The organism is Streptomyces sp. CGMCC 4.7035 (assembly GCF_031583065.1).
Classification (GTDB): domain Bacteria; phylum Actinomycetota; class Actinomycetes; order Streptomycetales; family Streptomycetaceae; genus Streptomyces; species Streptomyces yaanensis.
On sequence record NZ_CP134053.1, the window covers coordinates 7,495,235 to 7,507,607 of the forward strand.

Annotated in this window: 10 protein-coding genes; 6 read left to right on the forward strand and 4 right to left on the reverse strand. The window is 71.1% G+C overall.

Going from position 1 to position 12,373, the window contains the following annotated elements; genetic code table 11:
* Positions 1 to 21: 21 nt before the first annotated feature.
* A complete protein-coding gene (locus Q2K21_RS32945) occupies positions 22 to 255 on the reverse strand; it encodes a hypothetical protein (RefSeq protein WP_310778825.1) in 234 nt (77 codons plus the stop codon).
* A 305-nt stretch (positions 256 to 560) separates the two neighbouring features.
* Between Q2K21_RS32945 and Q2K21_RS32950 the strand changes: the two genes are divergently transcribed.
* Entirely contained in the window at positions 561 to 893 is a 333-nt protein-coding gene (locus Q2K21_RS32950; protein ID WP_310778828.1) for a hypothetical protein, read from the forward strand.
* 87 nt (positions 894 to 980) lie between these two features.
* On the opposite strand, the gene Q2K21_RS32955 is transcribed toward Q2K21_RS32950, so the two are convergent.
* On the reverse strand, positions 981 to 2,204 hold the full coding sequence (locus Q2K21_RS32955) for an MFS transporter (protein ID WP_310778832.1): 1,224 nt from the start codon (positions 2,202 to 2,204) through the stop codon (positions 981 to 983).
* 88 nt (positions 2,205 to 2,292) lie between these two features.
* On the opposite strand from Q2K21_RS32955, the gene Q2K21_RS32960 reads away from it, so the two are divergent.
* The 3 genes from Q2K21_RS32960 to Q2K21_RS32970 all read left to right on the forward strand — a co-directional run bounded on the left by Q2K21_RS32960 (position 2,293) and on the right by Q2K21_RS32970 (position 4,788).
* Positions 2,293 to 3,261 (forward strand): ArsR/SmtB family transcription factor, encoded by a 969-nt coding sequence (locus Q2K21_RS32960; RefSeq protein WP_310778835.1) that lies wholly within the window; start codon positions 2,293 to 2,295, stop codon positions 3,259 to 3,261.
* A 45-nt stretch (positions 3,262 to 3,306) separates the two neighbouring features.
* Positions 3,307 to 3,804, forward strand: a complete 498-nt coding sequence (locus tag Q2K21_RS32965; RefSeq protein ID WP_310778838.1) for a glutathione peroxidase — start codon at positions 3,307 to 3,309, stop codon at positions 3,802 to 3,804.
* Positions 3,805 to 3,930: 126 nt separating this feature from the next.
* Positions 3,931 to 4,788 carry a MerR family transcriptional regulator gene (locus Q2K21_RS32970; RefSeq protein WP_310778841.1) on the forward strand — a complete coding sequence of 286 codons (858 nt, stop codon included), beginning with the start codon at positions 3,931 to 3,933 and terminating at the stop codon, positions 4,786 to 4,788.
* A 156-nt stretch (positions 4,789 to 4,944) separates the two neighbouring features.
* On the opposite strand, the gene Q2K21_RS32975 is transcribed toward Q2K21_RS32970, so the two are convergent.
* Both Q2K21_RS32975 and Q2K21_RS32980 read right to left on the reverse strand, forming a co-directional pair.
* Positions 4,945 to 6,795 carry a glycosyltransferase family protein gene (locus Q2K21_RS32975; RefSeq protein WP_310778845.1) on the reverse strand — a complete coding sequence of 617 codons (1,851 nt, stop codon included), beginning with the start codon at positions 6,793 to 6,795 and terminating at the stop codon, positions 4,945 to 4,947.
* A gap of 298 nt (positions 6,796 to 7,093) precedes the next feature.
* Positions 7,094 to 10,099 carry a D-alanyl-D-alanine carboxypeptidase gene (locus tag Q2K21_RS32980; RefSeq protein WP_310778848.1) on the reverse strand — a complete coding sequence of 1,002 codons (3,006 nt, stop codon included), beginning with the start codon at positions 10,097 to 10,099 and terminating at the stop codon, positions 7,094 to 7,096.
* A 228-nt stretch (positions 10,100 to 10,327) separates the two neighbouring features.
* Between Q2K21_RS32980 and Q2K21_RS32985 the strand changes: the two genes are divergently transcribed.
* Positions 10,328 to 11,080 carry a GOLPH3/VPS74 family protein gene (locus Q2K21_RS32985; protein WP_310778851.1) on the forward strand — a complete coding sequence of 251 codons (753 nt, stop codon included), beginning with the start codon at positions 10,328 to 10,330 and terminating at the stop codon, positions 11,078 to 11,080.
* Positions 11,081 to 11,495: 415 nt separating this feature from the next.
* Positions 11,496 to 12,353, forward strand: coding sequence for a helix-turn-helix domain-containing protein (locus Q2K21_RS32990; RefSeq protein ID WP_310778854.1), 858 nt, complete (start codon positions 11,496 to 11,498; stop codon positions 12,351 to 12,353).
* The last annotated feature ends 20 nt before the right edge of the window (positions 12,354 to 12,373 follow it).

The following is a 12,373-nucleotide window of genomic DNA, read 5'->3' on the forward strand; positions in this document are numbered from 1 at the left end:
GCCTGCTCGCGCGGCACCGGGTCAGTAGGGCCGGCCGGTCGGCATGACGGTGACGTGCGGAAGGTTCACGCGCGCCGGGAGGCTCGCCAGGAACCCGATGGTCCGCGCGACGTCCTGCGGCTTGAGACACGGCAGCATCTCCACACCCTGTGCGTCTACAACGTCGAACCGGGCTCCCGAACCGCCCAGGCCCTCCAACTCCTGACCAGCTGGACGGCGCCACAGCAGCAGACCCACCCGCCGTCCGAGCCCCACACCCCCTCCACGGGAGCGTCGTGACCCGGAGCACAGGGAGCCCTCCGCTCGCCCCTGGGCCCTCGGCAACCACCCGGGGGCGGCAACGTCTCGGAACACGTGTGTTTTTTTGGCGGAGCGTGACCCTGGAGGAGCAACGGAGAGCCTCCGCTGACGCCCCGAAGACATGCAGGTCAGCGCTCCACCAGGGCGGCACCCAGCCGTGTGAGCCACCTCCCGAAATGGGGCAAAACGCCTCACGGAGCTAGCGTGGAGGAGGGATATCGAGCAGATGCCCGGCACCGGCCCATGAAACGGAATGAGACATGACCGCGCGAGCCAGCAGGACAGATCCCGACACCGCCACCGCGCCCCTCAATGAGCCGTACGATCCGGTCACGACCACGGGACCCCGTGGGCCCCGCGCCGCCGCTGAACGCGTCGTCTCGGCCGATTCGGGAACCGTCCGCATAGGCGACCTGCGGCTCGAACTGCCTCCGAGGGACCAGCTCGCCTACCTCGCGGGCCTCGGCGTCCTTACGGTCCTCAAGCTCATCGAGTGGCCCATCGCGCTCGCCATAGCCGTCGGGCACGAGCTGGCCCGCAGCCACCACGCCAAGGCACTGCGCGAGTTCGGGGAAGCCCTGGAAGAAGCGTGAGTGAGGGCGTCTGCATACGCGTCTCGCGCAGCCGCAGCAGGAACTCCAGCGCCGCCACCGACGACGATCGACGACACCCTTCGCCTCTCAGCCGGCGGGCGGACCCACACTCTCCGCACCCGACGCAACCGGCACCTCGGCGGCTCGGCGCGGCTGTTGGCGCCTGGCCAGGGCGGCCAGCGTCAACGTCACCGTGATCGACGCCGCCGCCATCACCGTCATCGCCGCTCCCGGCGAGGCGAGTTGGGCCACCGCCCCCGCCAGCGCCGCACTCACGCCCTGCATCGTGAGCATGCCCGCCGAGTGCAGGCCCAGGGCGTGGCCGCTCAGTTCCTCCGGGGTCAGGGCCATCAGGCGTTCCTGCTGGATCAGGCTCGCGCCGAAGCCGACCGAGGCCAGCGCCGCGCAGGCCGCCGCCACGGGCACCGCGGGGTGCAGGACGAACAACAGATACGGGGCCGCCAGGAGCAACAGGAACGGGATGCCGAGGCGGCGGCGCAGCGCGGGCGGCAGGAGGCGGCCCGTCGTGACGTCCCCGACGAACATCCCGAACGCCGCGCACGCGAACAGCGCGCCCGCGCGGTCCGGCGCGTAGGAGACGTACAGCGACTCGCAGCCGACCACCAGGCCGTTGGGGATCCAGAGCAGCAGGTACGTCGTCCGGCGCGGCGGGGACGACCACAGCAACGCGTTGGTGCGCCAGGTCCGCGCGATCGAGGGGCGGCCGGAGGTACGGGGGGCCCGGCGGGTCAGGCCGAACCTGGTGCCCAGGGCCGCCGCGAGGTACAGGCCCGAGGCGACGACGAGTGTCGTGCGGGGGGAGAGCAGCACCACCAGGACGCCGCCCGTCGCGTACCCGGCGATCTGCAGAAGACCGCTCATCATGTTGAAGACCGAACGGCCCAGCAGATAGCCGTCCTTGGACAGGACCTCGTTGAGCAGGCCCCAGCGGACCCCGCCGCCGAGCGACTGGATCAGCCCGAGAAGCAGAAGCAGAGCGAAGACGGCACCGACCGGCAGGCCCGGCGCCGCCATCGCCGCCGTACCGGCCGCGAACGCGCAGGCGATACCGGTCAGCGTCGCGCGCGGCGGCAGCCGGTCCGCCGCCGACAGCAGCGTCGTCGCGCCCACGACCTGCGCCAGCTGCGGACCGAACATGCTCACCGCGGAGAGCAGGGGCGAGTCGGTGGCCCGGTACACCAGCGTGCCGAGCGCCAGGCCGCCGACCGTGGAGGCGGCCGTCTGGAGCGAGGTGGACAGGAACAGCGGGGTGAACTCCCGGGTGCGGAAGAGGTCGGAGTAGCTGCGCATGGGCGGAGTCTGAGCAGGCGCCGAGAGGGGTCGTTATTGTTTCGCGCACACGCGAAACATCTGCCCCGCCGGGAGAGGGCGTACGACCATGGGCCTCTGGTACCTCAACGCCGACACCCTCGCCGGGAGCCGGTTCGTGCTCTCGCCGCTCGCCGAGGTCTTCGCGAGCTTGAAGCTGCTGCACGCGTCCGCCGCCTCCCACCCCGGGGAACGGGCCTGGCTCGACGCCCATCTGTCCGCCTACCGCCGACGGCTGGCCGCCGATCCCGTGACCGCGCTGCTCGTCCGCAGCGGGCTCGGGAAGGAGTGGATCGCCGACTTCCTCACCCCCACCCCGAGGGACGGGGAGAGCTTCGAGGAGGGCGTCGCCCGCATCCGCGCGGCCTGCCCTGACGCGGCCCGCGCCCATCTCACCGTCTCGCTGCGCGGCCCGCTCCCCGCCCGCCTGGACCGCGACGACCTGCCCGCCCGCGCCGCCGATCTGCTCACCTACGTGTGGACGGAGACCGTACGACCGTACTGGGACCGGCGACGGCGCATCCTGGAGGCGGATGTGGTCGCGCGGACCGCGCAGCTCAGCCGGGGCGGCTGGGCGGCCGCGGTGGACACCCTGCGACCGGGCCGGACGCGCTGGCTCGGCGGCAACCGGCTCCAGATCAACCTCCACGAGTACCCGCCGCGCGAGATCTCCGGCGCCGAGCTGCTCTTCGTCCCCGTCACCCCCCAGACCGGCTGGGTGTCCTGGGAGGAACCCGACCGGTACGCCGTCATCTACCCGTGCGCGGGCGTGCTGGCCCAGGGGCCGCGCACGGCGGTGCCGGCGAGCCTCGGCGCGCTGCTCGGGCCGGCCCGGGCGGGGGTCCTCGTCCTCCTCGACTCCCCCATGAGCACGAGCCAGTTGGTCGCCGTGACCGGACAGGGGCTCGGCTCGGTCGGGCGGCACCTCAAGGTGCTGCTGGACGCACGACTGGTGGAGCGGCGGCGGGCGGGACGGTCGGTGCTGTATTCCCGTACGGCCGCCGGTGAGGTGCTCGTCACAGCGCAGCGGCAGGGCTGACGGGCACGTCGGGAAACGTCATGAAGCGGAGTTAGCATCCGCTTCATGACGACTACAGACAACATCCTCGACGTCGAGATCGGCGCCCTTGAGGGCGGTTCCGCGGACCTGTCCCAGTACGCGGGCAAGGCCGTCCTCGTGGTGAACGTGGCCTCCAAGTGCGGGCTGACCCCGCAGTACGCGGGCCTGGAGCGGCTCCAGGAGCGGTACGCGCCGCTGGGCTTCACCGTGCTCGGCGTGCCCTGCAACCAGTTCCTCGGGCAGGAGCCCGGGAGCGCCGAGGAGATCGCGGAGTTCTGCTCGGCGACGTACGGCGTGACCTTCCCGATGACCGAGAAGATCGAAGTGAACGGCGACGGGCGGCACGCGCTGTACGACGGTCTCGTCGGTTTCGCGGACGCCGAGGGGCACAGCGGGGACATCCGCTGGAACTTCGAGAAGTTCCTGGTCGGGAAGGACGGGCAGGTCGTGGCCCGGTTCTCGCCGCAGACGGAGCCGGAGTCGGCCGAGGTGCTGGCGGCAGTGGAGAAGGCGATCGCCTGACGATCGCCTGAGGGTCGAGACGCGCGGTCGGCCACGGGCCGGCGTACGCGGTTGACCCTGCCCCTGGGGCAGGGTGGAGCGTCCTCGTCACCGGGCGGAAGGCGTCCGGTGACGGAGGATGGCAGGGTGAACGACGATCTGCTCACCATCGGCGCGTTCGCCGCCCGCTCGCGGCTGTCGCCGAAGGCACTGCGGCTGTACGACCGGCTGGGGCTGCTGGCGCCCGCGTACGTCGACGAGGCGAGCGGCTACCGCTACTACCGGGCCGACCAGATCGAACGTGCCCGTACGGTCGCACTGCTGCGCCAACTCGACATGCCGCTCGCGCGGATCGCCGACGTGGTGACGGCGCACGAGTCGGACGGCGTACGGGCGTCCGCGCTCCTCGCCGACTACTGGGCCGGCGTCGAGGAACGGATCGCCGCGCAGCGGGCCCTCGCCGAGTACCTCCGTGGACGACTGTCGGGGAGGAGCTCCGAGATGTACGGGAAGTTCGTGGTCGAGACGGTGGACGTGCCGGAGCAGGTGCTGATCACCGAGACACGGCACACGCTGGTGGACGAACTGCCGGCGTGGATCGGCGCGTCGCTGGGGCGTCTCGAGGAGGCGGCGAAGGAGTGCGGCGGGGTGACCGCGTCGCCGTTCGTCGTCTACCACGCGGAGGTGACACAGGAGAGCGACGGCCCGGCGGAGGCGTGTGTGCCGGTGGCCGACGAGGCGGCGGCACGGGTGTGGGCCGAGGGACGGGGGCGGGCGTGGGAGACACGGGTGCGGGTCTCACCGGCGCAGCGGCTCGCGTACACGCGGATCACCAAGGCGCAGGTGGCGCAGCCGCAGATCCTGGCGGCGTTCGAGGCGGTGGAGGCGTGGATCGCGGAGCGAGGGCTGGAGTATGCGGGGCCCTGCCGGGAGGTGTACTTCGCGGACTGGGATGCGGCCGGGCCGGAGGACGTGGTGTGTGATGTGGCGTTCCCTGTGAAGTGAGCCGCCGGGTAGGGGCCGCGGGTTTTCGCCCCCGCCGCCCCTGCCCTTCCCCGTCCCTGGGGGCTGCGCCCCCAGACCCCCCTTCGGCCTTGACGGCCTCGTCCTCAATCTCCCCCAAGCTCTTCGAGCAGGGGGGACCCCCAGACGGGCTTTGTATTACCTCAGCTCTTCCGGACAAGGAGTCCCCCGCGGCAGCTGGTACGGCGCCCCCAAGTGGTACGTGCCCGGGGACGGGGCCAGCAGTTCCGTCCACTTGTCGCCCGACGCGTCCTCGGGCGCTTCCATCAGGCAGCCGTTGAGGTTGTCGTACGTCTTCGGCGTGCCCTCCTCGCGGTGCTTGGACGCCTCCGTCTCCTGGGGCGGTTTGACTCCCTTGCCCTGCGCGTCGACCAGGCCCAGCCACGGCGAGTACGGGATGCGGATGAGGACGCGACCCGCCTTCTTCACCTGGATCGTCAGTTCGCCCTGGTCCGCCCGGTCGACGACCGCCGGCGGGTCCGCCAGCGGAGTGGGGTCGGTCACCGCGAACAGCTGCCAGTTCGCGTCGCCCCAGATCTGCCTCAGATACGGCATGCCCCGCTGGACGAGCTGGCGTTCGCGTTGGCCGCCGTCCCCGTCCGGCTCCCCCTTCGGCAGCACCACGTAGTGCACCGCCCAGCGCTGGAGCCAGGAGTGGTAATTGGCGGAGTTGAGCGTGTCGTCGTAGAAGAGCGGGTTGCGCTCCATGTCGGCCTGCCGGTTCCAGCCGCGGGCCAGGTTCACGTACGGGGCCAGCGCCGACGCCTCGCGGTGCGAGCGGGCGGGGACGACCTCCACTCGGCCCTTCTCCGCGCCCACCACCTGGAGCTGGTTGACCAGCGGTGCCAGCTCGCGCGCCCAGGACGCCGCCGGGGTCGTGTGGATGATGTCGTCGACGGTCTTGAAGCCGAGCCAGCCGGCGAAGCTGATGAGCGCGAGGACGGCGGCGTACCACTTCCGGCTGTGCGGCACCGTGAACGGCAGCGCCGCGACCAGCACCACCCCCGCGAACAGCATCGCGAGCCGTGTGATGTTCGAGCCGATCTGGGAGCTGATCAGCCAGACGAGGAGCACGGAGAGTCCGTACACCGCCGCCGTGATCCGTACCGTCTTCCACTCCGTCGGGACCAGGAAGTAGACCAGGACGGAGTAGAGGAAGGGCAGGATCACCGACCCCCACGTCATCGGCTGGGTACCGGAGAACGGGAACAGCCAGGCCGACACCCCGACCACCGCGGCCGGTGCCAGGCCCAGCGCCCACGCACCCGGGCGGCGCTTCTGGAGGAACAGCGCCACCGCGATCAGGCCGACGAACAGACCCGCCACCGGGGACGACATCGTGGCCAGCGCGGCCAGCGGCGCGGCGCACAGCGCCTTCGCCCAGCGTTTGTAGCGCCAGCGGTAGGGCCAGCAGAAGACGACCGCCGTCGCGCCCAGCGCGAAGGCCGTCCCCAGAGCGAACGTCACGCGCCCGGAGATGGCGTTGCACAGCAGCGCGAACACCCCGGCCAGGACCGGCCACCACGGTTCGCGCACCGCACGACTGCGGATGAGGACCAGCATCAGCAGCCCGGCCGAGATCGTCCCCGCGATCATCATCGTCGTACGGACGCCGAGGAGCGACATCAGATACGGCGACACCACGCTGTACGACACCGGGTGCATGCCGCCGTACCAGGCGAGGTTGTACGCCGAGTCCGGGTGCCGTCCCACGAACTCCGCCCACGCGTCCTGCGCCGCGAGGTCGCCGCCGCTGTTCGCGAAAGTGAAGAACCAAATGAGGTGCAGTGCCCCGGCGAGGGCCGTGACCGCGAGGACCGGGTGGCGGCGGGCCAGGTCCGCGCCGCGGGAGGACGCCAGCCGGGTCATCAGGGCGCGGAGGCGGGGCTCCGCGGTGGGTGCGCCGCGCGGTATTCGCGGGGCCGGTGCCCCGTCCGGGGAACGGCCCGGATCGGCGTCGTCAGCGTGTGTCGGCTCCGCTGTGGCCACCTGAAGGCACTCCCCGTGTTTCTCGTAGTCGCCGTGGCGCCGACTCGCCACCGGAAGCCGCCGTCCAACGCCATGTCCCTTTCCGGACGCTAGCACGCAGCGCGGACGCCGCCACCGTGCAGGCCCCAGGAGGGTGGCGGCCCGCTGGTCCGGGCCGTCTTCGTACGCACGGGCCGGTCGCCGTCCTGCGCACGCGAACCGGCCATTGTCCCTGCACACGCGGGCCGGCCGCTGTCCCTGCAACACGCGGGCCGGCCGCCGTCCTCCGCGGGGGACGGCGGCCGGCCTGCGTTTCCGGTCAGCCCAGACGGGTCAGCTTGTCCTTGAAGCCCGGCTCGACGAGATCCTTCTGAAGAGCGACCGGCACCCTCACCGCGCCGCTCACGCCACCCTCACCGTCACCCACGGTGAGCGTGCCCACCTCGGTGCCGGCCTTCGCGGAATGCGGCAGGTCGTTCGAGATGAAGGACAGTTGCACGTCGAGGCCGGCCCAGCCGACGGCCGTGACGTCCTTGGTGACCACGACCGGCGTACGGCCGCCGAGGCCGTCGTCGACGTACCCGACGACGTCGCCCTTCTTCAGGATCGTCGCCGACTTCAGCGCGGCCTGCCCGGCGCGGATCAGCTTGTCACCCGCGTCCAGGGCCCCCTCGAGGATGCTGTTGTTCTTGGGGCCCTGGCCGACGACCGCGCCGATGATGGTCCTGTCCTCACCGCCGACCTTCTTGGTCGCCGCGAAGACGAGGTTGCCGCCGGCCGCGGTCGTGGTGCCGGTCTTGATGCCGATGACGTTGTTGGAGCCGACCAGGTGGTTCCAGTTGGGGTGCTTGTCGCCCTTGTAGTCGGTGTACTCCATCATGCGGGCGATCTCACGGAAGGTCTCGTCCTTCATCGCGGCCTTCGCGAGCTTCACCTGGTCCACGGCCGTGCTGACCGTCGTCTTCTCCAGACCCGAGGGGTCCGTGTACGTCGTGTCGGTCATGCCGAGGTCCTTGGCGGCGGCGTTCATCTTGCTCACGAACGCCTTCTCGGAACCGGCGTCCCAACGTGCGAGCAGTCGGGCCACGTTGTTCGCGGAAGCGATCAGAACGCCCTCCAGGGCCTCCTTCTCGGTGATGGTGTCGCCCGCGCGCACGTTGACCGTGGACTCGTCGCCCGCGTCCGACTGCTTCTCGGCCTTCTGGTCGACCTTGATCTTCGCGCCCGCGCCGCTCTTGAACGGGTGGTCACGCAGGATCAGGTACGTGGTCATGACCTTGGCGACGCTGGCGATCGGCTGGGGCTTCTGCTCGCCGGACGAGCCGAAGGAACCGACGCCCTGGACATCGAGAGCGCCCTGCCCCTTCGACGGCCACGGGATGGACGCCTTGCCGCCTTCGAACGTGTAGGTGGCCTTGGCGGTGAGGTCGAGCTTGGGAGAGGGCAGCGGGCGCACCGACTGTACGACCGCAAAGACGATCACCAGCAGGATCGCCAGCGGGGTCCAGATCTTTATCCGGCGGACGGCCGTGCGCAGCGCCGTCTCCGGGGGCGGCGGGGTGTTCGTCAGCTCGGCGAGCAGGTCCAGCGGCGGCTTCGGCGGCAGCGGCTGCTGCGTGGTGCGCTCGGGGCCGACCTGAGGCAGCGCGGCGGTCGCGTCGGCGGCGGGGACGGCGGACCTCGGCTCGTCCAGCGGCTTCAGCGCGACGAACCTGCTGGTGCGTTCGGAGTCGGGCTCGGCGGCCGGCTCGGCGGAGGACTTGGCGCCAGGGGTGGTGGGCTTGGGCTTGTCCGCGGTGTCGGACTTGCCTGACTTGTCGGACCCGTCCGGCTTATCGGACGTGGGGGCGTCCGGCTCGTCGGCCGTCACCCAGCTCGGCTTGGCGGCAGCCTTGTTCCCGGACTTGCCGGACGGCTTGGCATCGCCGAGCTTGAGCATGGTCGTGGGCTGGTCCACGGCCGGAGCGGGCCGCTTGTCGGCGGGCTGCTTGTCGGCCGGCTCCTTGTCGGCCGGCTCCTTGTCGGCAGGCCGCTTGTCGGCAGGCTGCTCGCCGGACTTGTCCGCCTCGGCCGCCTTGCCCGTCTCGGCCGCCTTGACCGTCTCGTCTTCCTTGCCCGCCTCGTCCGCCTTTTCGGCATTCGACGTGGGCGACTCGGCCGCCGTGTCCGAATCCGCCTTGCCGGTGGGCGTGTCGGACTTCTTGGCGCCGCCGAACTTGAGCATGGTCGTGGGCTGGTCCACGGCCGGCCGCCGCATGGCCTTGAAGACGGCGGTGGGCTGGTCCACGGGGGACTTGGGGGCGGTGGAGCCTTCCACGGCCTCGGTCTCGCCCTTGGAGCCGTCCTTGCCTTCGGCCTTGGGGGTGCCCTCGGTCTTGGACTCGGCCTCGGGGGCGTCCTCCTCGCCCTTCTCGTCGGCCTCGGGGGCGTCCTTCTTGCTCTTGTCCTCGGCCTTGGGGGCGTCCCTGCCCTCGGCCTTGGCAGCGGCCTTCGCCTCGGAGGCATCCTCGGCCGCCGACTTGGCGCCGGCCTCCGGCACCTGCTCGTCCGCGGCGTCGGCGACGGAGCCGCCTTCCTTCCCCGCCTTGCCCTCGGAGGCGGAAGCGGCCTTCGTGGCGGCCGCACCCGCGCCCTCGCCCTCAGCGGCGTTCTCCCCGCCGGGCTCCTCGCCCTTCGCGGCCCCCTCGGAGGACCGCTCCACGGGCTCCTCCGCGGCCTTCTCGGACGACTCGCGCACCGCCTTCCCGGTGGGCTCGTCCTCCGCATCGCCGGACGGCGCATCGTCGGAGGGCACACCCTCGGAAGTCCCGCCCGCCGCGCCCGCCTTGGACCCGGCACCCGACTCGTCCCCGGAACCCGGCGCGACACCGTCGCCCGACTCGGCCCCGGCACCCTCGCTCTCGGCGTCCTCGGCCACGTCCTCCGGCTCGCGCCCGGACTCCGCCTCCGACGCGCCCTCAGCCTCGCCCTCGGCCCCGGCCCCGCTCTCGGTTTCGCTCTCGTTCTCGGTTTCGCTCTCGTCCGCAGTCCGTACCCAGGAAGCCAGCGTGGCACGCCTCTGCTCGTCGCCCCCCACGCCGTTCCCGCGCCTCGCGCCGCTCCCGGACCCCGCACCGGCCTCGGCCACGGCCGAACCGGCGGAGTCACGCAGCGCCCGCGTGGAGAACACCGCCGTCGCCTGGTCGACCCGCACCTTCTCGCCGGTCATCGCGAGCCGGGGGTCACGGTCGGCCGCGGCCGGACCGGGAACCGAAGTCCCGCTCCCCGACGTCGGTTCCGCCGACGACCCGTGCTGATTCGACCTGTCGGGGGACTCGCCCGCCACCGATGCCTCCTCCTCGTGGCACGCACCCACTCGCGCGCCTTGCCCAACCGTGAACCGCCGCCCGGACGCCGCTGTCCGAACCATGTACCAGTGTCCTGTGTGAGGCCTTCACCACAGGGCCAGACGAGAACGACATACCTGCCGGTTCCACTACATTCCGGTCACGTGCTCTCGACAGACCAATGTGAGAGGGGTCACCCTGTCATTCATCCACGCGGGGAGGCATGGATGGGCAGGAGCCGCAGAACACTTCCGGAAGAGCTTCTGCTGCTGGCATTGGACCCGGCCACGGGTACCACTGCGCAGCCGCAGTCGCTCGACCTCGGCCTGGCCGGAGCACAGCTAGTGGAGCTGGCGCTGGCCGGACGGATAGCCCCAGACGGGGATCGTATCGCCGTGGTGGCACCACGGCCGACTGGAGATCCAACTCTGGATTGCGCGTTGGAGTTGCTGCGTAGGCGCGGCGCTCCCGTACGGGCCGTCCACTGGATCGGCGGGCCGCGTCTCGGGCTACGCCAGACCTACCTCTCGCATCTGGAGCGGTGCGGCATGGTTGCCGCCGTACCGGGCCAGATGTGCGGAGTGCTGCCGACGACTCGTTACCAGGCGACGGACACCGCCATCAGCCGGGAGATCCGTTCCCGGCTGGATTCCGCGATCCGCACCGGCGTTCCGCCGGACCCGCGGACCGCGGCGCTCGCCGCACTGGCGCACGCGGTCGGCCTCGGCAAGCACCTGTATCCGGGCAACGAGGGACGCTCGTCCCGTTCCCGGCTGCGGGATCTGATCAGGCACGACCCCATGGGCGGCCTCGTGGCGCACGCCGTGATGGACGTCCAGAACGGCGTGGCCGCACAGCCGCGCCGCAGCCCGGCCCCCGCCGGCCGCCAGGCCGCCGGAGCCAGGCCCGCAGCGGAACCCGCCCGCGGTGTTCCGATGCAGCCGCGCCGCGGCTCCATGGCGCGCGTCGTGGCCCACTGAGCCGCGGTCCCCCGGCCCGGCAGTCCCACGGCCCGGCAGGACCACGGCAGGACCACGGCAGGACGACCGGCTGAACCAGCAGGATCGGTACAGCGGGCACCGTACGACCCGAGCACGCACAACCGGCACCGCAGCGAACGAGCCACAAAGGGCCAGTCCCCAGGACCGGTTCGGGAGCCGCCTGTCCGCGCGGGGCGATGAGACCGTACGTCCGGACGACGACACGGCCTCACCGCCCCGCGCGGCCGCGTGCGCGCGCCGTGCGCGAGCCGAGCCGTCGGCGTACGCGTTCTCCGCTCGGCATTCTCCGCGGGCAGCGCATATCCGCTGTTTCCCAGCGGTAGGAAGCACCTTGGTGGCAATCTGCTCAACGGCAGATACGCAAAGTAGAGGCAGCAGCCGGAGGTGCACGTCCGTGGCGTCCAATGTCAATCCCACCGTCCGGCGACGCCGGCTGGGCCAGGAGTTGCGCCGGCTTCGCGAGATCAAGGGCATGACGGCCGAAGAGGTCGCCGAACGACTGCTCGTCTCGCAGTCCAAGATCAGCCGCCTGGAGAACGGCCGCCGCAGCATCAGCCAGCGCGACGTCCGCGACCTGTGCGGGGTCTACGAGGTCGAGGACCAGCGTGTCGTCGAGTCCCTGATGGAGATGGCCCGGGACTCCCGCCAGCAGGGCTGGTGGCACACGTTCGGGGACATCCCCTACAGCGTCTACATCGGCCTGGAGACCGACGCGGAGTCGCTGCGGGTGTACGAACCGCAGATCATCACTGGCCTGTTGCAGACCCGCTCCTATGCCGAAGCGCTCATTCAGGGGGCGCTGCCCGAGACGTCGTCCACGGACATCGACAAGCGCGTCCAGGTCCGGTTGCGGCGCCAGGAACGTATCGACGCCGAGAACAACCCGCTGCGGCTGTGGGTGGTCCTGGACGAGGCCGCGCTGCGCCGCGTGGTGGGCAACAACCTCGTGATGCGGGAGCAGCTGGAGCACCTCGTGGAGATGTCCCAACTCCCGCACGTCACCGTGCAGGTGCTGCCGTTCGAGGTGGGGGCACACCCGGGGCTCAACGGCCAGTACGCGATTCTCGAGTTCTCCGACGCGGCCGACTCCAGCGTGGTGTACCTGGAAGGCGTCACCAGTGACCTGTACCTGGAAAAAGCGCACGATGTGCAGAAGTACGCCGTGATGTACGAGCACCTGCGGGCTCAGGCACTGAATGTGGATCAGTCCCGGAAGTTCATCGCGGACGTGGCCAAGGATTTCGCACGTTGAGGCTCTGCGCCTTCCGTGCC

What these genes read in the sequence shown, in the direction of transcription:
- Q2K21_RS32950 (WP_310778828.1), top strand. Translation starts at nt 561, where the DNA reads ATGACCGCGCGAGCCAGCAGGACAGATCCCGACACCGCCACCGCGCCC.
- Q2K21_RS32955 (WP_310778832.1), bottom strand. Translation starts at nt 2,204, where the DNA reads ATGCGCAGCTACTCCGACCTCTTCCGCACCCGGGAGTTCACCCCGCTG.
- Q2K21_RS32960 (WP_310778835.1), top strand. Translation starts at nt 2,293, where the DNA reads ATGGGCCTCTGGTACCTCAACGCCGACACCCTCGCCGGGAGCCGGTTC.
- Q2K21_RS32965 (WP_310778838.1), top strand. Translation starts at nt 3,307, where the DNA reads ATGACGACTACAGACAACATCCTCGACGTCGAGATCGGCGCCCTTGAG.
- Q2K21_RS32985 (WP_310778851.1), top strand. Translation starts at nt 10,328, where the DNA reads ATGGGCAGGAGCCGCAGAACACTTCCGGAAGAGCTTCTGCTGCTGGCA.